Source organism: Pseudoalteromonas sp. C12FD-1 (genome assembly GCF_037414265.1).
Taxonomy (GTDB): Bacteria; Pseudomonadota; Gammaproteobacteria; order Enterobacterales; family Alteromonadaceae; genus Pseudoalteromonas.
The window spans coordinates 181,515-206,518 of record NZ_JBBEVD010000037.1; the positions used below are offsets into that span (position 1 = coordinate 181,515).

Sequence of the window (25,004 nt, forward strand, 5' to 3'; positions counted from 1 at the left end):
ATAATAAAAATTAAACAATGCAGCCAAATTTAAAACAACTCCACCAAAGTGCAATTACACATTTAAACCAAGGCAATATTGAGCTTGCTCATAAAGCCTTAGTTGAATTGGTTACTCAAAAAAACGACTTTGCCGATGGGTATTTTTTACTGGCCATGGTTAATTTACGTGTTGGGCAAATACACAAAGCCATAAAGTTAATTGAAAAAGCCCTAAGCTTTGGTAAAAGCATTGAATACAGCGCCCAACTTGCAAAATGTTACTCATTAACAGGTGAACTTGCTAAAGCAAAAAATACCGCTTTAGCCATACCCATTAAGCAAATAAAAAAAAGTCTTGATGCCGATACCTTAGGTGTTGCGCTTACGCAAGCAGGCCTTCATGAACACGCACTAAATTACTTTAACTGCGCTATTGAACTGGCCAAACATGCAAATAAACCGCAACCGCAGTTTTATTATAATTTAGGTGTGAGCGCTAAATTTGTAGGCCAATTTGAACAAGCCCAAAATGCCTTTGAAAGCGCCATTACGCTAAACCCGCTGCATCACCAAAGCCATTTTGCATTAAGTGACTTAACCAAAGCCACTGCGCAATCTAATCATATAGCGCGCTTAAAAACCGTAGCTGAGCAAATCACTCATCCCGATGCAAAATTACACATTGGCCACGCACTTGCAAAAGAGTATCAAGACGTAGGCAAGTTTGATGATGCGTTTAAAAGCCTAGAGCAAGGTAAGGCGGCTAAACGGGCTATGCAGCCGTTTGATCATAAAAGCTCAGCCGCATTATTTGAACACATTAAACATTTAAGTGAGCAGAATAAACACGCGCTAACACAAGGTAACCCAACGCCAGAGCCTATTTTTGTATTAGGTATGCCCCGCTCTGGCACCACATTGGTTGAGCGCATTTTATCTAGCCACAGCGACGTACAATCAGTCGGTGAATTACAAGACTTTGGCCTAAGCGTTAAAAAGTTAAGCCAAACTCAAACACCCCATGTACTCGATACTCAAACCCTCACTAAAGCCTACGAGCTTGATTTTAATCAGCTTGGGACGACGTATTTAAATGCCACTCGCGTAACCACTGGCAGCCATAAACATTTTATAGATAAGCTCCCATTTAACTTTTTTTATATCGACTTAATAACTAAAGCCCTACCAAACGCTAAAATTATTTGTATGCTGCGCGACCCAATGGACACCTGCATCGGTAACTACCGCCAGTTATTTACAATAAATAACCCCTACTACGCATACTCGCTCGATTTGCTCGACACAGCCAAATTTTATAGCCGTTTTTACAAACTTATGCAGCACTTCAGCGCCCTGCACAGCAATATAAAATTAGTAAAATACGAAGAACTAGTCGCCCAGCCCGAGCAGCAAATAAAAGAGCTACTTAGCTTTTGTAATTTAGAATGGCAGGAGCAGTGTATAGACTTTCACTTAAACACCGCACCGGTATCTACGGCTAGTAAAGTACAAGTACGCCAACCACTTAACAACAAAGCAATTGGCCGTTGGAAAGCGTTTAAGCCCCATACTAATGCAGCTGTGGACTACCTTTTAAGCCAAGGTATTAGTGTTGAATAAGCGTTTTTATTTTATCGGTGGGACAATCTAAATAGGCGACTTTTTGTAAGTGTAGGTCGGATAAGCGAAGCGCCATCCGACACAGTAAAATACCTTGCCAACTATTATCAATTTTTTATGTTGTCGAGTTACTGGAGAGTGCCAAAAGCAGCCATTCCGTTATAACTCGTTTCTGCCCCAAAATGAGTTATGAGGGGTATCCAATACATCAAAAATTCTAATTGCCACTCGCTGCATCGGCTAGCAAAGTCGATCAATTCTTAACGTTACACATGTAGTTCCTTAATGGCTATTGTGTAGCGTTATGCGCTACACTTTGATCAAAATATATCCACGCAAGAGGTTATTATGAGAGACAATGAAAATTTCCCTTACCTAGGAGCCTACATTAAAAGCGAAGTGATTCCGAAAGGGACTTCAGTAACAAAAGCCGCTGAATTGTTAGGAGTTGGTCGCCCTGCACTTTCTAACTTACTCAATGGTAAAGCATCGCTATCTACCGATATGGCCAAGCGACTAGAGAAGGTTTTTAACTGTTCGAGCAAAGAGCTTCTCGCAAAGCAAAGCAGTTACACAGAAAATAAAGCTTCGTCAAATGAAACCCCAATTATTACCAAAACCTATGTTCCTCCCTTTTTAGAATTAAAATCAAACGATATTGAGCAATGGGCTTCGTCAACAATATCTGCGAGAACACGATTACCTGTTTTTATTCGCATACTTGTTAACTCTACTGGCTCTAAATTCACAAAAGTAGACTTCCCTGGTAATGATGATGGTGAACGCCCTGGATGGGATGGATACATTGAAGCAAAGGAAGCTACACCATGGATCCCGAAAGGACGTTCTGGCTGGGAGTTTGGAGTAAATAAAGATCCCAAAGGTAAAGCAGACGGCGACTTTGAAAAAAGTGTTCGAGCTTTGAGTGAGAAAGACAGAGCAGAAATGACTTTTGTTTTTGTTACACCTCGACGCTGGTCTGGAAAAAGTCGTTGGGTTGAATCGAAGAAAAATGAAAAACTATGGGGAGATGTTCGGGCTTACGATGCGAGCGATCTTGAGCAATGGTTAGAACAATCTCTTGCTGCTCAAGCATGGTTTGCTAATGAAACGCGTGTCGCAGCAAAAGGAGTACGAACTCTAGACAAATGCTGGGCTGATTGGGCTAATGTTTCTGAACCACCATTATCAAAAAGAATATTCAACTCTGCGATTCAAGCATCCAAACGAACAATTTTATCAAGATTATCTAAACCAGTAGAAGGGCCAACTATCATTGCTGCTGATTCCATAGAAGAAGCCCTTGCATTCATATCGCAATTACTAAGTGAAAATGGTGGCGTTGAATTAGCTCCTTATAGAGATCAAACTTTAGTATTTGATGAACCAGGGACATTATCCCGACTGGCTGAAAGTACTCAAACGTTTGTACCAGTTATTCATAATCGCAAAATTGAACAAGAACTAGCTCCTTATGCGCACAAACTTCATTCGATTGTCGTTTACCCACGTAACGCATTAAATACTGAACCCCATGTAATTTTGGAACCAGCTAGCTACGAATCTTTCAATGAAGCAATGGAAGATATGGGGAAAAATCGTGATGAAACACAGCGTCTAGCAAACGAGTCTGGTCGTTCACCAACAGTGTTGAGACGTAGATTATCTACGGTTCCAGCTATTAAGTTGCCTCTGTGGGCTAATGAGCACCAGACAAAAGCAGATTTGATTCCTTTCTTGTTTGTTGGCGCATGGAATAGTAAAAATGAAGCAGATAAGTGTGGTTTAGAGCTTATTTCTGATGAGCAAAAATACTCACAATTAGAGCGAAAATTTCGAAGACTAGCCCAACTAAATGATGCACCTGTTTGGATGACTGATGGTTATAATGGGGTTGTTTCTAAGCTTGATTTGCTCTTTGCAATTAGCGATGTCTTGACTAGTGAAGATTTAAAGCGTTTTTTCGATGTGGCCAGAATAGTGTTGGGAGAGGACAATCCAGCGCTGGATCTCGATGAAGACAAAAGATGGGCAGCCTCAATTTACGGCAAAACTCGCGAATTTTCAGGGGTGTTTCGTGAGAGTGTTTCTGAAACATTAGTTCTGATATCAGTACATGGTGACACATTATTTAAAGGGTGCATTGATTTCAGCGTATCGGCTGAGGTTTCTATTCTAGTAAAAGAATTACTCGGTTCGCCACTAACACTTCGAGCACTTGAGGCACATGAGCGAGACCTTCCTGTGTATGCAGAAGCTGCCCCCGATGAGTTTTTGTCAATTTTGGAGTCTGACTTAAAAAGTAAGAACCCAGCGATAACAAAATTACTGCGCCCTGTTGGAGCTGGACCATTCAGCCATCCTAGTCGAACAGGGCTGCTTTGGGCATTGGAAGGTCTATCTTGGAATCCTATGACTCTACCTAGGGCTGTCATGATTCTTGCACAATTAGCTCAGATCGAGATAGATGATAATTGGGCAAATAAACCCATCAACTCTCTGCTTTCTATATTCAAATCTTGGATGCCTCAGACTGCTGCAAATCTTGAAACACGAATAGCGCTAGTAAAACGTATCATCAGTAAATATCCATATGTTGGATGGAAAATATGTATCGATCAGTTTGATTCACGTAACACAATTGGTAACTACAGCAACAAACCTAACTGGAGAACAGATGGGTATGGATTTGGGGAACCGATCAGCGAGCCAAATCAAATTAAGTCATTCATTGATGAAATGGTGTCATTAGCTCTGAGCTGCAATGACTACTCTCTCTCGATGCTTACTGATTTAGTAGATAGGCTACGAGATCTAAGCGAAACCGATCAAGAACGCATCTGGTCAATAATTCAAGAATGGGCCGAAACCAAAACTTCAGATAAAGAAAAGGCTCTGTTACGTGAAAAAATCAGGGTTACATTGTTTTCTAAACGAGCAGTAAAACGATGTGATATTAGTGCCAGTGCTAAGGCAGTCTACCAGTCTTTAGAACCTAAAGATCTATTGAATAGACATAGTTGGCTATTTCAACAGCGATGGCTAGAGCCTTCAGCCAATGAAGTTGAAGATATTGACAGCTTGGATTTTGATGCTCGAGAAGAAAAAGTGAGACAGTTGAGAACGGCGGCACTTAGAGAAATTTCTGACCAAGAAGGCATTCAAGGGTTACTGGAATTAGCAAGTCAAGGGAGTTCTTCATGGGACATTGGATGGCTTTGTGCTAATTCTGTGCTTGATAAAAAGAAGCTTGTTACGTTGCTAAAACAAGCTTTTAAGATAGCGTTAGCCCAAAAGGCCAACTCCAATTCACAACAAAGCTTAATATCAGGTGCCATTGTAGCTATTGAAGACGAGAGAGAGCGAGAATCCATTATTCATGAAGTGGCGGAAAACGCATCTGAAAGTGAGTATGTCGAATTGTTTTTAATGGCCCCCTTTAGAAAGTCTACTTGGAAAATTGTAAACGGCATAAGCTCTAATGCTGAACGATTATACTGGAAGCAAGTAGCTCCTTTATGGATCCATTCTTGTGAGGAAGAAAACATCGAGGGGGTGCATAGGTTATTAGAAGTGAAACGGCCACGAGCAGCCTTTGCTTGTATCCAGTATCATCCAGATAAGCTTGATGTAAAAGTCCTATATCATTTACTTTCGGACATTGCTAAAGGAAGAGATGAAGACTCAGGACAATATAGGCTTGATAGTTATCATGTAAGAAAAGCATTTAAGCTAGTCAATGCCACACCAGAACTGTCTTTGAATGAAAAAGCAGGGCTCGAATTTGCCTATATGGAAATGCTGTCTTCGCGGTTAAGTGGAGATCGAAGTGATAATGCAATTCCTAACTTAGAAAAATATGTTGAGATTCATCCTGAAGTCTTTGTTCAAGCAATAACGTGGGCTTATAAGCGAAAAGATGGGCTTTCCGATCCGAGTGAATTCCAAGTACCTGTCGAAAACCAAGAAAATTTAGCAAACAGAGGTTACCATTTAATCGAAGCTCTTACTGTAATTCCTGGACACAATGATCTAGGAGAATTGGAGACTGAGCGATTAAGGAAGTGGATTGCAACTGTTCGTGAGTCGTGCGGTGAACTAAGCCGTTCAGACATCGGGGATTTGTGTATAGGCAAACTACTCTCTTCTTCAGCTGTTGGAAAAGATGGTATCTGGCCTTGTGAAGAAGTAAGGGAAGTGATTGAAGATATTCAATCTGAAGATATTATGAGTGGGATGCGTACTGGCCTGTTTAACTCACGAGGTGCCACCTGCCGAGCACCAGGCGAGGGTGGAAATCAGGAAAGAGAATTGGCTGAAAAGTACAAAGCTTTTGGCCAAAAACTTTTATCTTCTCACCCTTATGTTGCAACAAAACTTCTGTTTGCAATAGCGGAGTCCTATGAGTATGACGCTGTAAGACATGATGCAGATGTAAACGTAAGAGCACGTTTGGTTAAGGGCTAAAAGCGAAACTTTAGCCACATACTTTGATATTTTTTTCTAATCTATAGAAATGGGGTTAGAGCAAGCACTCTAACCCATTTTTGTCCAAAAACGAGTTTGTCTAAGCGACCGGTAATCGCTCATAACCGCCTTTAAAAACCACTCAAGCGAGTTTAAATTTTAAAGCCCTGCCTTAAAATAAGCATGCTCGTCTATGTAATCTATCACTAAGTCAAAATACTTCAGACCTGAGCCACCGAATGCGCCATCAATTTTTTTGTCCATCATTGAAGACATAAACTCATGAAAGTTATTATCCTCTCTTCTTGTAAACCAAACAGGTCCAATACTTTGTTCGGCTATAATAACGAAAGGTACCTTAATCATAGCTTCCTCGGTGCCATGTTCGGCTTTTTCGATAACGTCCCAATCTGGGTTTCTGGCTTTCCAATTATCAAAAACACTAGCTGCGATAAAAGAAGTACCAACCACATTCGATTTACTCTGTATTTGTTTTTTTGCGGTATTAGTTAAAGTTGATGTTGCACCAGTATCTAACAACATTTGATACTCTATTCCTTGAACTTTTATACTCATTCTAGGAAATGCTGTGGTGTATTTTTGCTGAGAGTCTTTTTGAAAACCTAATTCTACTTTTTTAAATTTGTTTAAGTTAACCTCATCAAGAGAATCAAGGATAAACATTGATTCATTTACATAATCAATTTTAATAATTTTTTCTGCGTGCCATCGACCACCTAAAAATCCATCAAACTGTTGCTCTTTTGATAGTTCTGCCTCGGGGGCTATAAACAAATATCCGGCCATGAAATTTTCAATGCCACCAACAGGTATTTCTGCCTCTGCTTTAAACTTAGGCATTTCTGACAAGGTATACTCTTCGCCATCAGCTACTTTTATGATTGTTGGCCAATTGTATTGCTGATGAAGTTCTTTTGAAATGGCATTCCACCCACCGCCGGTATCTGTAAAAAATCTGAGTTTTTTGCCACTGATAAGTTCCGGGATTAAAATTATACGATTATCATCAAATTGAGTTGGGAGCTGTTGCTCAGCTAAAACCTGTGAAGGAGCCAAAACTAAGGCAATTGAAAAAAATATTAAAATTATGCTATTCATTGATCATCCATGACTTTTATATAATTCATGATACTAGCGTTTGACCATTGTAAGTGTAAATACTTGATTAAACTCGTTTCACTTTTAACTACACATTAAGCATATAAACAGAGTAATACAATAGCGTTAATTTCCCCCACCACAACACTCACTTTTATGTCGGTTCAACTGCAAATAATGTCGATTCAGATAAACATTAATTAAGCTGGTTAAAAACTCGCTAAATTCCTTATCAACAAAACGCCAAATACCTATTTTGATAAGGAATATAGCCATGAACATTATTACAAAAACAGTTAATGGCAAATTGATGGTGATTGTAAATGATGATATTAAATCTGAGCTAAGCACCAGCAGAGCCGGTGCCGATAAACTAAAGCAATTAATACACATTTAGCTTATCTAAAAATGTGTTACTGATCATTGCTCGAATATACACTTAAAATAGGAAACTTATATTCCGCAAACGATACAGTTACCGACTGTGTTTGGTTGCCATTAAAGCCGAGTTTAAATTCACTTGGTGTTAGCCTGCTGCCATCTGCAAACAGCGCTAATACGTGTTCTTGATTAAGCTCTCGCTTGCCAGAGGCTAAATTAGTAAGGGTAATAACCGCCCAACGCTCTCCTATTTCGTTACTCATAAGTACATAGTTTAAAATTGAAAAGTCAGACTTTCTAGGCGTTATATTGTTATCGTTAGGGAAGGACAACTGCATACTATTTGGTATGGCTCGGTCAACGTTCAATACATTATTTTGCGCTGCAAACACATTGGCGCAAAGTACTAATAAAAATAAAAAGCTGCCTACAATTTTTGCCACAATTAAACGTCCTTTATAAATTTAGATACTTGATTAAAATTTATACTCGCAGTTTTTACCTATTATGTAAACACTCTATGCAAGTTGCCAGTAACAGTGATTGGGTTATTGATATTGGCCCAGGAGCCGGCGACAAAGGCGGGGTAATTGTTGCTCAAGGTGAACCTGAAGAGGTTGCGCAATCTACAAAAAGCCGTACTGCACCGTTTTTGAATAGCGCAATTTAGCTTTTTAAAAAGCGCTCTAATTTGGGCTTTACCGTAACCGACATTATTAACATTATAGTAAGGCCTATAGGCAGTGCAGCAAGTAGCCCTTCAGCCCAACCATTTAAAAATAAACGCATATCTGCATAGCCAATATTGTTGGTAGCGGTTACAAACGCCATTAGCGATTCCATGATCAGCGCCATAAAAACACTAATCACTAAATTACGTTTTAGCTCGCTACTAGGGCGTGTTTATCTTTGTGGATTGAAATTTGTTCAATCTAGGGGCGATTAAATCACGGCGCGAGGTTTGTAACCTAGTGGGCTAAGTAAAAACCGAGCAACAAAGAATTAATAGTCCCTAGAAAGAACCCAAAGGGCAGCGCATGTTTGGTATTTATGCTGCGTTATCGCCTATTTATGGGGAATAACCACACTACATAGGCTCTGCCTTGCCTAAAAACCAAACACACTGCTGCAAATTCAACCACCAAAGGTCAATACGCCCTAAGTAATAACTTATTAACTAGCTTGTGCATTAAGGTCATTATTACCAAGCCTACCGGCGCCATTACCAGCACTGCACTTATAAACGAGGTAAACCAATCGGCATAAAACTGCTTTGTAACCCCTACATTTACATAAGTCATAATGCCAGTAAGAGAGCCGCCAACAATTGTAATAATACTTACCATAACCAGTATTTTATAAATTACAGGTGTTTTTTTAGGCAAAGCCATATCTGGATTTACTGATTGGGGTGTACTCATTTTGGGCATGCCTTAAGTGTTAAGTAGATGATAAAATCAACTATAGCAAATTAATTGACAATGTCAACTAGTTTCAAATTCCCAAATAATAGTTTTCTTTAAAATGAGGAGTAACTAAATACTAAAAAAGTAATTTCCTATGGAGCTAAATAAGAATGGTAGGAGCCCTCTTAGCTAATGCTAGAACAACAACTTTAAGTGATAAAGTTAATACATTAATTGGTTTTAAAGATATAATTTGCGAGGGTTTCTAATTTATTGGCTAGCAAACAGTTGGTTATATTTTACTAAAACCAACTGTTAAATTACGAATATATTATTTATAAATTATCAGCTTTAGGTTCTTGCCCTGATAATATTTGTTGTTTTCTCTGAGCTTCTGGTAAATCATTAATACAATAATTGATATAATAGATAGTTAAAAAGAAAGTATAAATACCATTCATTCTAAGATCCACTTTATGTTTTGTTAGTGCGTATTCTTGTAAAACACTTTTTGCACGGAATGCCCAAATAATATATAGGACCCAAGATGCAATAGTAAGTAAACCAGAAATAACATCCAAAGACTCCTCACCTGTGCCCACCAAAGCACCACCAAGCCCCACACACACAGCTAACCATATCAGAAATGTATTGTCAGCTATATTTTTAGAGGTTAATTTCTCTAGCTTTGGTGTATTTATAAACATCCATATAATTGCATAAATACCAGCGGTAACAAATGTAAGAAGTACTAAATTCAAAGTTTTAGTGTTGATGCTGTCTTTTAACTCCGTGATAGATGACATTATGTCTCCTTGTTTTACTGCGATTGAATTAGGGCTAATGGTAAATTTTAGCCCTATAAAAATTGATTAATCTGGATTATATTTTTCACTATATTAATTATTAAAACTAAATTTTAATAATTAACTCTGTAAATTACTTATTTAAATTATCTAACTCTTTTTCAAGATCTTTCATCGCTTTTTGGGCTTTAAACTCTTCGTAAAGCGCTTCGCGTGAACTAGGATCTAAACGCTTACCAGATTGAGCGACTAGGTTATTAAATGTTTCTTGTGTATTGCTCATTACAACGAATGTACAAAGTTGCTTTACCCCGTCTAATTTAGCAAAGGCAACTTCTTGTGGCACAGCACCTACAAGGCTTTGCTGTGCAACTTGCTTACTTACTTGCTCAAAAGTTCCACCGACGTTTAGCTCATCATTACTCTGTGCTTTACGTTGGTATAGTTTATCCATAACACTTGCTTTAACCTGTATTTGCTGAGATAAATCAGCGCGAGCAGCTGCAATTGCTTGCGCTCTATCGGTTGACATACTGCCCGACCAAGGTACGCATGACGACGACGCTAAACCTTTATCAGACACAGGTAATAACACCCAACTTGGTACTGAATCATTTTTTGCTAACGGCTCAGACTGTGTTTGTTCAGTGCTTGAACACGCACCTAATGCTAAAGCGGCTATTAGAGGTAATAACTTTTTCATTTTAAATTCCTTTCAATTGCTTTTGATAATAAGCGGTGCGTTTAACCACTTTTTGTAAATAATTTCGGGTTTCTTGCGCAGGTAAATTGTTAACCATTAAGGTATAAATTTTCTCTGCAGACATTGAATTAGCTGCAATACTTGCCTGGTTAAGTGATTTAGAGCCACTTAGCGTTTTGGCTACGTTGCCAGGGCCAGTATTATAAGCGGCTATACTCATGTAAATTCTTGATTGCGCATTACGCACATTTTTAAAGTAACGATTACTTAAAATATGTACATAAGTGCTGCCTGCCTCTACGTTATTATCAGCCTGAAATAAATACTCAGGGCTAAGTAATAGCGGTTTACCTTGCAAAAAGTTGCTCACGTCTTTACCCGCTGATGTTGGGACAATTTGCATCAATCCAAAAGCAGGAATTGGGGAACGAGCTAGTGGGTTAAAACTTGATTCCGTATGAATGATGGCTAATAACAATGCGGGATCTAAGTTGTAACGTTTAGCTTGTTGCTGAATTTCAGGTAAGTATCGTTTTGCTTGATTAGAGAGCGTATTAGCAGGCAGCTTATAGCTAATTGTTATTCTGTCTTTTTGCTTCGTTATTACAGGCGCCTTTGCAGAGAGTGCCTCTTCTACAATCTCCGTAGAAAGTACTGTTTGCTTAGCTATTTTTTTAGGTTGAATCGTTGTTGATGGCTTATTCCGCTCAATTTTACTATTTAAAAACTTACCCGCAGAAGTGAAGCTTTTATTATTAATGGTATTATTAGCTGCAATATATACCGGATCCTTTGCAAGTGTTTTATCTACCGTAACTTGAGAAAGTTCATTTAATTGCTGTTTTGCATATTCAACAGCTTGCTCGTTGTTTTTGCTGTTTAAAAGCTCAACTACCACTTCACCACTTTCAAAGTTTACACTCGTGCGTTTATTTAAGTCATCACTGTACTTGACCCATACTTTTGAGCTTGGCAGATTTGGGTCTTGCCACTTTGTAGTTACTTGTTTTAAATATGCATTTTGCGCATCACGCCAAGCAGTTACAAATGCTTCAAATTCTTGTTTTTGTTGTTGCTCAAACTGGTTAAACTCACTTTGACGCTTTTTTAAAAAAGCCTCAAATTCAGCCTCATCATTCGTTTGAGCTATGCTGGTAAAACTCATTGTTAAATAAGCGAATACACCTATTTTTAGAAGCATTTTTGCTCTTAAATGCATTTTTTATATCCGTATAAAATTAAAAGTAGCTACTTAGATCATCAGCAGGTAGGTTATCAAAAGCAGTTTGAGCTGCTAAATTTAAACGCTTACAGTCTATGCTATTGCATTGTTGGGTTAGCGAAATAACTTGTTTATAACGCCCATAAACAAACCAGGTTTGTGCAACTGACGCCTTAGCTTCATCGAGCTTTAACTCACTCGCTTGTAAATATTTATCGAGATAGCTTAAGCGTTGCTCTTCTGGTGATTGAGCTGCAACTAATGCCACCGCGTCAGACATTGTTGTAGGGTGATTCAATGCAACTTGTAATAAAGGGCGTAAGTTTGTTTTATCTTTTTGCTTACCTACTTGCCAAGCAGCTCTAACGGCAAGTCCAGCTTCGTTAATATCTTGCGCAGTAGGTGTTACAACGCCAGTACAAGTTAACCATTTTTGCTGTTTTTCTTGTTTATAGCCCACAATTTCAGCATCAATAAAGCTTACCGATGCTGGCAAAGTAATATTAAGCTTTTTAGCTAAAGTATTTTTAATAATACTGCGCTGTGGCAGGGTCAATGCATTTCGACATGCCTGCTCAAGCGCACTTTTTGCACTCGATTTTAACGCCATTACTCGGGCGTATTGACCATTAACCTGACTTTTAAAAAAAGCAGTTTGTTGTTCAATGGTTTGCTCTGAGTCAAAGGTGGCCGAAGCCACCAATGAAAGCGCTAAAATAGGTGCTAGCATTAAAGTTCCTCTTCGCTCGCTACTTTACCTGATGCCCCTTGAGGATTTGCCGCTTTTTCATTTAACCCACCATGGGCTTTAATTTTATGACCATAGCGACTGACGCCGTTTACTGTTTGTCCATTATTACCGGTCATTTCTTTTGCAGCTTGGCGCGCAGTTGCCTCTAGACTTGGCGCGTAAACCGCAACACTGTATTGCCAAAAGCCATCATCACTTGCAAAGCTTTTAACACTTACACCCGGTGGTAATTTCCCTTTAGCAACTGTTGAGTACTCGTCTGACGTTTTTAATTGATTTAAAAATGTACTGCGGTCTTCTTCGAGAATTTTAACTTGTTGAGGATCGTTTAAATATGGGTCTTCGTATTCAAACTGCTTTGTGCCTTCCATTTGGCTTTCATCAAAGCTACCTTGCCAATACACTTTTTCACCTTGAATAGTGGCAAGCAAGGCAGAACGAGCACGTGTTTGCGATTGAGATTTAGCAACACCTTTAAGTTTACGGGCAACCGTTTTATTTCGGTTTTGACGAGCAATGGCTGAGCCGTAACCTAATATGATGACTTCTCCTGTGTCTGAATTAGTTAGTACTTTAGCCCCAACAGGAGGTAAAACGCCACTTTTTACATCACCAATTACTTGTTGAAAAATAACATTTGGTTCAGTAGTCACTGCAACTGCACCACGATTCCCTTTAATTTGTGAACGCGTTTTAGGAGTAGATATTAAACTTACACGCACTTCTTTTTCATCAATATTGTCGTAAACATCATAAGTAACAAAACCCGCAAGCGAACCTGATACAGACTCTTTACACGCTTCCAGCATATTAGTCTGTTCATTTACAGTACTTTCAACACCCGTATCGATAGAGTCCATACTTGCAGACACTACATTACCACATTGATGTTCAACTCCTTTCATGTTTTCAATTAATTGTTTTTTTGCAATTAAATAAGCTTGATTATAAGCCCCGCGTTTGGAAAGTAACGATGCATTCATATTGTCGTAAGTGTTATAGCTAGCACTACCGATTGATAAAATACCGGTACCACTGCCAACCTGAATCATTTTTATGCCATCTTCGTTATCATCAATTAGTGCCTGATGAGCTACAGCAACCGCAACATTTGTATCTTTTGCAACCACTACATCGCCAGAAACTTGCGCTTGATCAGCACCCGCTACTTGTGCGCCAGGGCGAGCAGGTATCATGTCTGTTAGGCTAAACTCTTCAGCTGCGATCGCAGGCATAGCTAAAACCATTGCTAATGTTAATACTTTAAATTTCATCATCTATCCTTATTTGTACCTGAGTGTAAAATCGTCTTCGACTGTAATTTTTGAAAGGTTTTTTGTTATTGTCATTAATGCTTGATCGAGCGCATGAGCAAGCTCACCGGTATTACCTTTAAACCTAAGGCTTGCTACAGTATATTTTTGTTGTTTGTGTATAGATACGTCGCTTACGCCACCTAATGTACTTAATACATCATGCAGTTTTTCTGGTTGGGTTAACTTATTACTTGGCAACATGACTTCACGAACTAAGCCCCCTCTTGCAACAACTTGAGTAAATGCATTATTAAGCCTGTTATGAAGTGCCTTTGATTGTGACTCACTCGCCAAATGTACTGCCATTAAGTCTTTTTCAACGTATGGGCCTTTAGGTAATGACATAAATGAAGGGTCGTTTTTCCATTGACCATAAATATTTCCAGCTAAATCTCTAACGTCAGCAGTTAAATAAAGCTGCCTGTTGTTCCCTCGGCTAATCACTGTAGATTTTGCATAAATAGCTAAACTAGCTGCATTACCAACTTCAATGCCTTGCTCGTTTAGCCAAACTTTAAGCTCTGTTTTTAGTGGCTCCGGTGCAATAATTTGCACTCTAGGCGAGCCTATCATGCTCATTAATTTAGATGCTTTTTGAATGAGAGGTGCTTTTTCTACCACAGCCATAATAGTAACTTCTACTCCTCCATTTTTGAGCTCTTTGGTTTGCAGTGTTTGCCACTCTTTAACAAGCCCTTCACTATGACTCGAAAGCTGTTGCCCTATCAGCTCTTGCATATTTGTTGACTCGTTACCGTCAACAATACTCATACTCGTGCTTGAAGATTGCGTATGTTGCTGAGTAAGCCACACACCTACAACTTGCGATACAGCACGTTGTAAAGCATCTTGTTCAGCTATAGTTAGTGCTGTTTTACCTTCTTTTTTCCAGCCTTGACCTATTACTGTCACACTAATATTTTGCGCAGTTTGCTGCCAGTTTTGCTGTTGCGGCTCACCTATCTCATGCGGGTTGAGGCTTACGGTCATGCACGTGTCGTTACCGCTTAGTGTAGGTGCTGAGTAATTTAAAGGAACAGCGCCGGCACTCAACCCTTCCATCATCGTAGTGCGTTGCTGCTCATATAAGCTGGCTGCATCATCATCTAAACTGGTTATTAAATGTTGCTGTGCACCTTGTGTTGTAAGGCTTTTATTACCTTTAATAAAACTGATTAGCTCGGCACTTGCCTGAGCTTTTGCACCAGAAATAGCCGTGCTACCTCGACCATAAGCACACGCCTGTGTTTGCAATGTGCCATCAGCCAAGACATCAACCTGGGCTTGTGCACTTAAAGAACACAAAGCTAACAGGCCAAGCTTTTTGATCATGTCCTATTCTCCAAAAAGTCTGCAGGCGTGCCTACCGATACAGCAAATATTTTTGCACCATTTGATGGACGGTAAATTCCATTTTCAGCTTTGTTTTTTACATCATCAGCTGCATCAGAGTCTTTCCAACGAATAATTTCACCATTAGCGCTACTACGCGAAGGGTTTACATTGGCAACTCCAAGTGGCTCAACAAATCCAGCCTCATAGCTAAAAATGATCATTGTTTCGTTAGGCAGCACACCAGCATTTTGGCCTCTGTCTAAGCTAATTTTGTTACCTTTAATACCTAACACTTGTGCTGTTGCTGGCATTTCACTCAACATACGAGTAAGTAAAATATCAATACCGCGCGATCCCATGTCACTAAGTACTGCATTTACATGAGCACTTTGATCAAAGTGGAAACCCGCTGCATAGCGTCCGCTTACTGTTGTAAATTTTAACTCTGAGCGATCACGTACATCTTCCGATTTAACACGAATTTTTCCTAAATTTGGGTGCGATAGCTTTTCACGTGTTTGTGGATTTATAACGCCGGTTGTCAGCTCTAATGTGTAGTCGGCCCAATCTGTGATCGCCCCTTCAGTTTTTAGCGTTCTCAGTGAATCAATTTTCACGACAAAATCGGGAATTAGTGCTTTAACTTCAGCGCGTTTAGCTGCTATTGCTACACCTTGTTGTTGTAAAATTAATTGTTGTTCTTTTGAAATAGCATCATCATCACGCGTAACGATTCTAAAGCGATTAATACCAGCAAATTGATTTTCGAGCATAAGCAATAAATTTTGATTATCAAACTCACGCATTGCATCAACACCAATACCACTTCCGCTTACACCAGCTAAATCAAAATACATACGTACAATAGGTTTTTTGAGTGGGCAACTATCGGTTTCACTATTAATATCGAAGGTACAACGCTCTAAACCTTGAGTATCAAAATAGGCCGGCATTGCAATATCGGCATCTTTAAATACATAAGCACTTTTAGCGATTACAGTATTCGAAGCGTTGTTGCTTACTGTACCAGATTGAGTCGTGCTTCCCTGTTTTGGGGTTGTGTTACAACCAGCCAATAAGGCAATAGTTAGTGCAGAAAGAGTTAAATTTTTGACTAATTTCATTGCTATTCCTAATTATCAAACAGCCACTGACTTGCAGGCGCTTTAATTTGTTTTACTAAGTTATTAATCGCGTTTTGTTTTGCGATTTCTTGAGTGCTGGCACTTTCTTGTGCGGATATATCGTGCTGTAACAGCACTTTAAATGGGCTGACACTGCGAGTAAGAGCAATAGTTAAGTTTGCTTTTGCAAGATACTTCTCATTGGTGTGAGCAAACTGCCATTGTAATTGTGGCCGAACCCATAAGCGTGTTGACCCGCTGTGAGGTAAGGCATCGTTTAATGCTGACTTTATTTGGCTAATATTATTAGCACCAATCACATCGCAAGCTACCGCATCTAGCGCTAATGAATGCGCTTGTAATAATTTATTTAATGTTGATTTTATAAATGGTTTAGAACCAGAAAGATGCTCTAATAAAGCTAATTTTTTTGAGGCAAGATTAAGCTCTCCACTTTTTTGGAGAGCCCATATAAATCGCTGTTCTGCATTTTTTTTGGGAATGTCCATACGCTCTAGTCTCTCTAAATCAGATTTAAGATTAGCTATTAAAGACGTTTTTTTTATGCCCATTTTTAAAGCAAATAAATTATTTTGGTTAATCGAATTAAGCTCTTCAAGCCCCGTTAATGTAATCGGTAAACTTGTTAGGCTCGTTGTTTGTTCAAAATAGTTATTTACTCGATTATTTTGCTTTTTTAGCGTTTGTAATTGCTGTGAATTTACATCAACGCTTAACTGAGTAGTAATGTCAGCTAAAGCCGCTTGCTTTGCGGCTAAGCGACTTTCACCAATACCGACTGCAGTAAAATATTCATCACTCTTATCTGATTTGGTTACCCAGTCAGGCCAACTTTGAGCAGAACAATTAAAAACACATGCTACTAAAAAAGCAAAAATGCTTGTTTTCATCAGCCTTTCGCTTCTTGCTCAAGCTGAAGCTCATTTATAGCTGTGATAGTTGCTTGCTCAAGTTCAATAATTTCGTTTGCTTCAAGTGCTAATGCAAGCTGATCTTTTGCTTTAACAAGTGCAGTGCCTATATCTTTTGGATCTTCTTCTTTTTCGGCGTTTTCTTCGTCACTTGATAACCAAGAGCTAACTACATCACCTCCCATCCGCAAAGCTGTAACTTTAGCTATTGCAGTACTATGCTGGCTCAAAATATAAGCAGACTTAGCTATTTCAATTGTTAAGTCTGTCGCAAGCTCAACGTTTTGTTGGTAAATACCTTCATTTGCTAAATTATAAGCCGCAATTTTATGACCAATTTCTTGGTCTTTATTTTTAGCTCCTGCGTCAAATTCAACAATGGCAGCTTGTAATTGTTCAGGTGTAGAATTCTTATGAGCATATAAAAATGCTTGCACATCTCGATAGTTATCAGTTTGAGTACGATACTCGGCCATAACCTTGCGTTGACGCTCTAAAATAATGGCGGACATATTTAAAAACTCATCTATCCCTGGTTGCACTTCAACAGGGTGAAAATAGCCTAGTGTGTCCATACGAGTTGTTAATTCTGCGACGGCTGCATTTCTGTCTAGATTAGCAGATGTACCTGTATCTGTTGTTGATACACAACCGGCGAAAAGGGGGGCGAAGATAATGGCAGATAAGATAGCTTTTTTCATTAGGTTATTTCCCTATACTTATAAAAACACAAGAAAGCACAAAGCTAAGCTGTTGACTTGGTTCATTCTTCCTTGAACATTTAATTAGAATTACCGAATTTATGAAAAAATGCAACTCTACAAATTAAGAACTTTTTATTTACTTACCTTTCATTTCATTACAAATGTAACGCTGGCAAGGCATTCAGCCAGCATTCATACTTTCATCTCATTTTGTAAAAAATTTAAATTTTTATACTTAATAGTATAAACAGGCTTAGATTTAGTATAAATAATAAACTAACGTCCTAATGCCAGCCATATGCCTACGAGCACCATTAAGCTGCCCGCAATTCGGTTCATCCATTTAATGTTGTCACCACGTGCTAAAAACAAGCGTAGGCTTTTACCGCCTGTGGCATAGGCAAGCATACATATAAATTCGCTTATCATAATGACTAAAACAAGCACTAAAAGCTGTGGGGCTACTGCGTGCTGTACACTAATAAATGGCGGTAATAGTGAGATCATAAACGCCCAGCCTTTAGGGTTTGCAATGGCAGTTACAAAGCCTTGCGTAAAAAGCGACTGGCGGCTTACATCGCTGGGGCTTTGTGTATTAATTGACATTTTACCTTTGGCTCGCCACATATTTATGCCTATATAAATTAAATACCCGCCGCCTACCCATTTTAAAATAGCAAAGGCCTCTGGGTAATTTAGCATTACACCTGCAACACCGAGTACCGCAGCAACGGCAACACTCGCCACCCCTAATAGCTCACCTATCATCATCCATAAGGTTCGGCGCACACCTATGCTCATGCCGAGTGTCATGGCAAGGGTCATACACATACCTGGGGTGATAGATACAAAAAAGAAGGTAGGAATAAAAACCGCAAGCGCTGCTACATCAATCATTAATTTACTCTCGTATTAAAACAAAAACGCGGCTATAAGTAGCCGCGTTTTGCTTACTTATGTTTATTGCTATTGCCCTGTACTTGCCACTGGTTCAGTAATTACCTCTACAGGCTCTGCTGAATCATTTAACAAATACTTATCTAACCACTGCTCTTGTTCCCACAGTACGTGTAATAAACTTTTACGTGCGCGGTAACCGTGGGCTTCGTAAGGAAGCATAACTAAGCGAGCGTCTTTACCTAAGCCTTTAAGCGCTGCGTACATGCGCTCACTTTGCATTGGGAAGGTGCCTGAATTAGGATCTTCTTGACCGTGGATCATCAGCATTGGCTCATTGATTTTTTCTGCGTGAAAAAACGGCGACATATTAGCGTACACACTTTGTGCTTGCCAAAAATCACGTTCTTCGCCCTGAAAACCAAACGGCGTTAATGTGCGATTATACGCGCCACTGCGAGCAATACCGGTTTTAAATAAATCGCTATGCGCCAATAAATTTGCCACCATAAATGCACCGTATGAGTGCCCTGCTATGGCTATTTTGTTTTTATCAGCAATACCCTTATCAACTAACACATCTACCGCAGCTTGCGCGCTTGCTACAAGTTGTGTTCTAAAGTTATCGTTTGGTTCACTGCCATCAATACCTACAATCGGCATTTTAGGGTCGTCAAACACGGCAATACCTTTAGCAAGGTAAGGCATTGGGCCCCAATAGCCAATGTAAGTAAATTCATAAGGCGACTCGCGAACTTGCGATGCTACGGCTTTATCTTTGTATTCAAGCGGATACGCCCACATAAGTACTGGTAACGGGCCTTGGGTTACGTCGTAGCCTGGTGGTAAATAAAGTGTACCTGAAAGATCTACGCCGTCATCGCGTTTGTAACGTAATTGCTCTTTTGTCACCCCTTTAAATGCAGGGTATGGGTGAGCAAAATTAGTTAATTGGGTAAGCGTATCATTATCTAAATCACGAATAAAAAAGTTAGGCTGCTCAGTTTTAGACTCTCGCACAGTTATAAAACGCTCGCCTTCATCGTCAAGCAATGCACGAACACGCTCGTAGTATGGCGCTTGTGATTGCCATAAACGCTTGCTGCTATTTGTTTTTACATCGTACTGGTCTAAAAACGGAATATTACCTTGCTCTGATGCGCCGTTACCGCGCAGGTACATATAGCGCCCGCCAACAATTTTAATAACGTTAGCGCCTAAATCGTTGCGCTCGTAAATAAAGCTACCTGGGTCTTTATACGCATCGTTATAGCTTCGCTCTGAAAACAGCACGCGGTTTTTATCGGCATTACGCGGTTGAATAACAAATGTGCGTACTTGGCGGTCGCTAAAGCGCCAATCAACAAGCATGGCAACATTTTGGTTCCCCCACTCAATACCTGCAAAACGGCGCTCTACTTTAGCAAATAATTTAGGCTCGCGTTTAAATGGCGCACGTAAGCTGTAAATATAATCATGGTGCTTAACATCGGTTTTCATGTCGCCGCCATCTTGCGCCTCGGCCCAAATAACTTCAGCGCCTTGATCCGCGCGCCATTCAAAGTTGCGTCGGCCAGTGCGAACACTGTCATAGCCTTGTGGAATGTTATCGGCAAGCGGTTGCTTCACAAGCTCGGCTAATGCGTAACCGCGCATTCCCCATATTTGCCACGTACTGGCAAAACGGCTGTAAGGTACTTGATACGAAAACGGCTCGTTTATCGCAGCAACTAATATATTGGTTGAATCTGGCGATACCGAAAACGATTTAAATAACGCTGGGCTACCAATAGCTTGTGTATTGCCATCAAGCGTTACATAAGCTAATTGCCCTTGGCCGTAAAATTTAAACTGTGCTTCGTCAAACGGGCTGGTTAATAAGTTTTGATAGGTACGCGCGGGGGCTTTTTCGCCGGTACTTTGCTGTATAACCGGCACTACATTTTGACTGCTGTTTTTTAACGCGGGTTTATCTATATTAACTGCTAAATTTGCCACAAGTGCGCTGCTATCGGGTAGCCATTGGTAAGGCGTAGCGGTAATAACCGAGTTAAGCGCTGCGTTTGAGAGCATTTTTGCTTGTTTTGTTTCTACACTGTAAAGCCATAAATTTGCTTGGCTTTGTTGCTCTACAACAAACGCTAAATATTTACTATTAGATGACCATTTAGGCGAGCGAATAATACCGTTTGGTAAATTGTTAATATTAATAACGGTGCCGCTTTGCACATGCTTTAGCTCAACAGCGCTGTATTTAGCACTTACACGCGAACGTGAAAAATTAGCAGGATTAAGCTTTATACCTGCAAGTTTAAGCTCATCTTTGGCAAGCTCATCTAGTGTTACTACACGCTTACGTTCAAACAGAGCCAGCCATTGGCCATCGCTCGATAAAAAACTTGTAGGTGCTAATTTGGCATCTACCACGGCAGCAAGCTCTGGCGAAGGTGTTTGATAACCTTGCTCAGCATAGCTGTTTGGCATTATTACAACACAACAAATAAAGGCAACTAACAGCCTAAATGCGTTCATGTTTTTATCCTTTTGTTATTTTTAAGATTATAAAAGGTATATAAACATGTTTTGACCTGTTCATAAAGTATTAAGCTTTAAATTACAGCGCTAAAAGATGACTTAATTGCATTATATACGCTACACTACGCAGCTATTTACTCATTACTGCGCGCTTAAAATACCATGCCTGACAAAGCTAAATCGGTCACTATTTTTGATGTTGCTCACCGTGCGGGTGTGTCAAAGTCGACCGTGTCGTTAGTGCTTACACAAAGCAATAAAGTAGCCGCTAAAAGCAAACAAAAAGTGTTAAACGCAATTAATGAGCTAGGTTATGTTTATAACCGTGATGCTGCAGCAATGCGCTCTGGTCGTTCAAACTTAGTGGCTGTTGTAATTGATGATTTAACAAACCCGCTTATGGCATTACTTGCTAAAAATATAGAGCAAGTATTAAGCGAGGCTTTTTTTCAAGCCATTATTGTTAGTAGTAACAACAGCGTAGATCGCCAAACGCAGCTAATAAATAATTTAAAAGAATACAAAGTAGCTGCATTTATAATGTGCCCTGTGGCTAACACCTGTGCGCAGTGGCTCGACAACCTTGCAGCCACCCACCCCGTTATTAGCCTAATGCACGAAGTAACTTACAGCTCAGCTCCATGTGTTTTACCCGACTACACTAAAGCAAGCCATATAGTTACATTACAGCTAATTAATGAGTCGCCTAAAAACATACTGTTTATGGGTGATGAAAGCTTATCGACAGAGGATTTATTAAGCGGCTTTAATAGTGCGTGTAAAAAACACAATATAATCCCCGAGCCAGCTATTACGTGCACAAAAAACACTCCATTACATGCAAAGCAAGTATTTAATAACACATTACTTAATAAGCCGAGTATTGATGCGGTTGTATGCGCTAACAATATAATTGCGTATGGCGTTTTAGCCGCCGCCCCGCATTTAAAAAACAATATAGTAAGTTGCTTGCATATTCCTGATATTACCGAAATGCAACCGCGCTTTACTTGCGCCAGTATAAACACCCAAGAGCTTGCTAAGCGCAGTATTTTAGTGCTGCAAGAGCAACTACAAACACACACTGCGCCAGTAAAAACACTGGTAAATGTAAACCTACAAATTAGAGAAACACCGTAATGAAAAAAGTGCTGGTAATTGGTTACGTATGGCCAGAGCCAAATTCGTCTGCTGCGGGTACGCACATGATGTCGTTATTAACCGCGTTTAAAGCGCAAAATTGGCAAGTAGAATTTGCCACCCCAGCACAGCGCACCGAGCACATGGTTAACCTAAACGACTTTGGTATAACGAGCCAAAGCATAGCCCTAAACTGCGAAAGCTTTGATGAGTACGTTAAAACGTACAACCCAAACATAGTGATGTTTGACCGCTTTATGATGGAAGAGCAATTTGGCTGGCGTGTAGATAAACACTGCCCGAATGCCATTAAAATCCTCGATACCGAAGATTTACAATGCCTACGCAATGCGCGCCACGAAGCGCACAAAGGCGAGCGTGAATTTACCACCAGCGATTTACATTCAGACATAGCCAAGCGCGAAATAGCCGCAATTTTGCGCTGCGACCTCAGCTTAATTATTTCAAGCTTCGAAATGGAGTTACTCAATAGTGTATTTAAGGTCGAACCAAGCTTATTACACCATTTACCGTTTATGGTCGATTTAAGTGCATTACCTAAAACCACTAAGCGCTTTGATGAACGCGCACACTTTATGACCATAGGTAACTTTAGACACGCCCCAAACTGGGATGCGGTTCTTTACTTACAAAAAATATGGCCATTAATTCGTAAGCAACTACCAAAAGCCGAGCTACACATTTATGGCTCTTACCCGCCCCCAAAAGCAACCGCTCTTAATAACCCTAAAACAGGCTTTTTAATAAAAGGCTGGGCCGATGACGCCTATGAGGTAATGCAAAGCGCACGCGTGTGTTTAGCGCCCCTTCGTTTTGGCGCGGGTATAAAAGGCAAGTTACTTGAAGCCATGATAATGCAAACGCCCAGCGTTACCACTAATATTGGCGCAGAGGGAATGCATAACGATTTACCATGGCCTGGTAAAGTGGCTAATAATATTGACGATTTTGCAAATGCAGCCGTTGCGCTTTACAACAATCAAACTGATTTTGAACACGCTCAACAAGCGGGTAACACGCTACTTAATACACTCTACGACAAAGTAAAATTAAGCGCGGCGCTCATTAATAAAATAGATGCAATAAGCAGCGATTTAACAGCTCATAGGGAAAAAAACTTCACCGGACAAATGTTAAAACACCATACTATGCGCAGTACGCAGTATATGGCGCAATGGATTGCTGAAAAAAATAAAAAATTAGATTAAAAATGACTAGACTCCTACAGATTTGTGTTTAAAATCGCGCCCATTACAAATGGGCGTTTTAGCCTATACTTTTAGCTAATTTATTTACACATTGGTCCATACAAGATTTGAAAACTGCAACCTTTACTGAAAAACGCAAATTTATCGTTAAATTAGGTAAAATGCTTCATAAGTACGGCACCCCTGCGTACCGCCTAGAAGCACACTTAATGGAAGTGGCCACTTACTTAGGACTTAAATCGTCTTTTGTTATGTCGCCTACTTCAGTAACGTTTGTAATTTGGACTGATGGCCACGAAGACGAATACACCCACGTGGCACGTGTAGACCCAGGCGATCACGACTTAGGCTCACTTGCCGATACCGACGACTTAGTAAATCAGATGCTTGACGGCAAGCTCACATTACAAGAAGTAGATGCGCAGCTTGATGCCATTTACGACATGCCAAACCCTTACAATAAACTTGTAACCGGTATAGCTTTTGCAACATCGGGTGGTGCATTTGCCATGCTAATGGGCACCAGCTGGACAGACGTTATTTGGTCAGCGTTACTCACTTTAGTGGTGTATGCGTTTGTGCTGTGGTCAAACCGCTCTAAGCGAGTTGCTCACATGCTAGAGCCTCTTGTTGCTATAGTATCGGCTGTGTTGGCTTGTGCGGTAAGTGTGTATATTTCGCCCGATATAAATATACGGTTAGTGGTGCTTTCAGCCATTATTGTGTTTATACCCGGTTTAGCACTAGCCCTTGGTTTAGCAGAGCTTGCCGCTAGGCATTTGGTGTCGGGTACGGCGCGGGTTATGGACTCGTTCATGCTGTTATTTAAACTGTACTTTGGCGCCTTTATTGGCATAGGCATTGGCTTTGCCCTGTTTGGCCAAACCGACTTTGTACAGCCCGAGCCACTTCCGCGTTGGACGGCGTGGCTGGCTATATTTTTACTTTGTAGTAGCTTAATAGTGATATTTAGAACCAAGCTTAAACATGCAGGATGGTCAATCGCTTCTGGCTTTATAGCCTATGGCACGAGTATTGGTTCGGCTATGTACCTTGACTACACGTTAGGCACGTTTGTTGGTGCGCTTTCAGTTGGTGTGTTTAGTAACTTATTTAATCGCGTTGCAAATGCCCCAGCTTCCATTGTTGCCATGCAAGGCTTAATTGTACTGGTACCCGGCAGTAAAACTTATATTGGCTTAAACTCGCTTATTGAAGGCCAAGACTTTGTTTATGCCGAGCATATAGGCCAGCAAACATTTTTAATATTTATGTCGCTTGTGGCGGGGCTTATATTTGCAAACGTGGCTTTACCGCCTAAAAAAAGCTTATAAGC

The 25,004-nt window shown here is 40.0% G+C and carries 22 protein-coding genes; 7 read left to right on the forward strand and 15 right to left on the reverse strand.

The genetic code is table 11. The features are described from left to right. Positions 1 to 17: 17 nt before the first annotated feature. Together WDB87_RS03290 and WDB87_RS03295 are read left to right on the forward strand one after the other, a co-directional pair. Complete coding sequence (locus WDB87_RS03290; protein ID WP_337849022.1) at positions 18 to 1,601, forward strand: tetratricopeptide repeat-containing sulfotransferase family protein; 1,584 nt, start codon at positions 18 to 20, stop codon at positions 1,599 to 1,601. 348 nt (positions 1,602 to 1,949) lie between these two features. After that, complete coding sequence (locus WDB87_RS03295; RefSeq protein WP_337849023.1) at positions 1,950 to 6,068, forward strand: helix-turn-helix transcriptional regulator; 4,119 nt, start codon at positions 1,950 to 1,952, stop codon at positions 6,066 to 6,068. Between the two features lie 159 nt (positions 6,069 to 6,227). Here WDB87_RS03295 and WDB87_RS03300 read toward each other — a convergent pair whose 3' ends face one another. Continuing rightward, positions 6,228 to 7,187, reverse strand: coding sequence for a hypothetical protein (locus tag WDB87_RS03300; RefSeq protein ID WP_337849024.1), 960 nt, complete (start codon positions 7,185 to 7,187; stop codon positions 6,228 to 6,230). Positions 7,188 to 7,461: 274 nt separating this feature from the next. Between WDB87_RS03300 and WDB87_RS03305 the strand changes: the two genes are divergently transcribed. Beyond that, positions 7,462 to 7,584 (forward strand): hypothetical protein, encoded by a 123-nt coding sequence (locus WDB87_RS03305; RefSeq protein ID WP_337849025.1) that lies wholly within the window; start codon positions 7,462 to 7,464, stop codon positions 7,582 to 7,584. A 16-nt stretch (positions 7,585 to 7,600) separates the two neighbouring features. Here WDB87_RS03305 and WDB87_RS03310 read toward each other — a convergent pair whose 3' ends face one another. Then, the gene (locus WDB87_RS03310) at positions 7,601 to 8,011 is read right to left on the reverse strand and encodes a hypothetical protein (RefSeq protein ID WP_443197901.1); all 411 of its coding nucleotides are present in this window, start codon (positions 8,009 to 8,011) and stop codon (positions 7,601 to 7,603) included. A gap of 77 nt (positions 8,012 to 8,088) precedes the next feature. Here WDB87_RS03310 and WDB87_RS03315 point away from each other — a divergent pair, with 77 nt between their 5' ends. Next, the gene (locus tag WDB87_RS03315; protein WP_286249272.1) at positions 8,089 to 8,238 is read left to right on the forward strand and encodes a hypothetical protein; all 150 of its coding nucleotides are present in this window, start codon (positions 8,089 to 8,091) and stop codon (positions 8,236 to 8,238) included. On the opposite strand, the gene WDB87_RS03320 is transcribed toward WDB87_RS03315, so the two are convergent. The 13 genes from WDB87_RS03320 to WDB87_RS03380 all read right to left on the reverse strand — a co-directional run bounded on the left by WDB87_RS03320 (position 8,235) and on the right by WDB87_RS03380 (position 21,296). Beyond that, on the reverse strand, positions 8,235 to 8,423 hold the full coding sequence (locus tag WDB87_RS03320) for a DUF2798 domain-containing protein (RefSeq protein ID WP_337849026.1): 189 nt from the start codon (positions 8,421 to 8,423) through the stop codon (positions 8,235 to 8,237). The genes WDB87_RS03315 and WDB87_RS03320 overlap by 4 nt on opposite strands. A 293-nt stretch (positions 8,424 to 8,716) precedes the next feature. Beyond that, positions 8,717 to 8,989: a DUF2798 domain-containing protein gene (locus WDB87_RS03325; RefSeq protein ID WP_337849027.1), complete on the reverse strand. Its 273-nt coding sequence runs from the start codon at positions 8,987 to 8,989 to the stop codon at positions 8,717 to 8,719. 320 nt (positions 8,990 to 9,309) lie between these two features. After that, complete coding sequence (locus WDB87_RS03330) at positions 9,310 to 9,780, reverse strand: DUF4234 domain-containing protein (protein ID WP_337849028.1); 471 nt, start codon at positions 9,778 to 9,780, stop codon at positions 9,310 to 9,312. 133 nt (positions 9,781 to 9,913) lie between these two features. Then, complete coding sequence (locus WDB87_RS03335) at positions 9,914 to 10,483, reverse strand: hypothetical protein (protein WP_337849029.1); 570 nt, start codon at positions 10,481 to 10,483, stop codon at positions 9,914 to 9,916. A 1-nt stretch (position 10,484) separates the two neighbouring features. Then, positions 10,485 to 11,684: a murein transglycosylase domain-containing protein gene (locus tag WDB87_RS03340; protein WP_337849030.1), complete on the reverse strand. Its 1,200-nt coding sequence runs from the start codon at positions 11,682 to 11,684 to the stop codon at positions 10,485 to 10,487. Positions 11,685 to 11,721: 37 nt separating this feature from the next. Further along, a complete protein-coding gene (locus WDB87_RS03345) occupies positions 11,722 to 12,435 on the reverse strand; it encodes a hypothetical protein (protein ID WP_337849031.1) in 714 nt (237 codons plus the stop codon). After that, positions 12,435 to 13,730 (reverse strand): hypothetical protein, encoded by a 1,296-nt coding sequence (locus WDB87_RS03350; RefSeq protein WP_337849032.1) that lies wholly within the window; start codon positions 13,728 to 13,730, stop codon positions 12,435 to 12,437. Before WDB87_RS03350 ends, WDB87_RS03345 begins: the two co-directional genes overlap by 1 nt. A gap of 9 nt (positions 13,731 to 13,739) precedes the next feature. Beyond that, a complete protein-coding gene (locus WDB87_RS03355; protein ID WP_337849033.1) occupies positions 13,740 to 15,104 on the reverse strand; it encodes a hypothetical protein in 1,365 nt (454 codons plus the stop codon). Continuing rightward, positions 15,101 to 16,231 (reverse strand): hypothetical protein, encoded by a 1,131-nt coding sequence (locus WDB87_RS03360; RefSeq protein ID WP_256845773.1) that lies wholly within the window; start codon positions 16,229 to 16,231, stop codon positions 15,101 to 15,103. Before WDB87_RS03360 ends, WDB87_RS03355 begins: the two co-directional genes overlap by 4 nt. 8 nt (positions 16,232 to 16,239) lie before the next feature. Beyond that, complete coding sequence (locus WDB87_RS03365) at positions 16,240 to 17,142, reverse strand: LPP20 family lipoprotein (protein WP_337849034.1); 903 nt, start codon at positions 17,140 to 17,142, stop codon at positions 16,240 to 16,242. Continuing rightward, a complete protein-coding gene (locus WDB87_RS03370; RefSeq protein ID WP_337849035.1) occupies positions 17,142 to 17,864 on the reverse strand; it encodes a hypothetical protein in 723 nt (240 codons plus the stop codon). The genes WDB87_RS03365 and WDB87_RS03370 overlap by 1 nt, the downstream gene beginning before the upstream one ends. 279 nt (positions 17,865 to 18,143) lie before the next feature. After that, a complete protein-coding gene (locus tag WDB87_RS03375; RefSeq protein WP_337849036.1) occupies positions 18,144 to 18,764 on the reverse strand; it encodes a LysE family translocator in 621 nt (206 codons plus the stop codon). A gap of 69 nt (positions 18,765 to 18,833) precedes the next feature. Then, positions 18,834 to 21,296, reverse strand: a complete 2,463-nt coding sequence (locus tag WDB87_RS03380) for a S9 family peptidase (RefSeq protein WP_337849037.1) — start codon at positions 21,294 to 21,296, stop codon at positions 18,834 to 18,836. A 165-nt stretch (positions 21,297 to 21,461) separates the two neighbouring features. On the opposite strand from WDB87_RS03380, the gene WDB87_RS03385 reads away from it, so the two are divergent. The 3 genes from WDB87_RS03385 to WDB87_RS03395 all read left to right on the forward strand — a co-directional run bounded on the left by WDB87_RS03385 (position 21,462) and on the right by WDB87_RS03395 (position 25,002). Continuing rightward, entirely contained in the window at positions 21,462 to 22,439 is a 978-nt protein-coding gene (locus tag WDB87_RS03385) for a LacI family DNA-binding transcriptional regulator (protein WP_337849038.1), read from the forward strand. Next, positions 22,439 to 23,668 (forward strand): glycosyltransferase, encoded by a 1,230-nt coding sequence (locus tag WDB87_RS03390; RefSeq protein WP_337849039.1) that lies wholly within the window; start codon positions 22,439 to 22,441, stop codon positions 23,666 to 23,668. Before WDB87_RS03385 ends, WDB87_RS03390 begins: the two co-directional genes overlap by 1 nt. 107 nt (positions 23,669 to 23,775) lie before the next feature. Next, a complete protein-coding gene (locus tag WDB87_RS03395; RefSeq protein WP_248450447.1) occupies positions 23,776 to 25,002 on the forward strand; it encodes a threonine/serine ThrE exporter family protein in 1,227 nt (408 codons plus the stop codon). Positions 25,003 to 25,004: the final 2 nt, after the last annotated feature.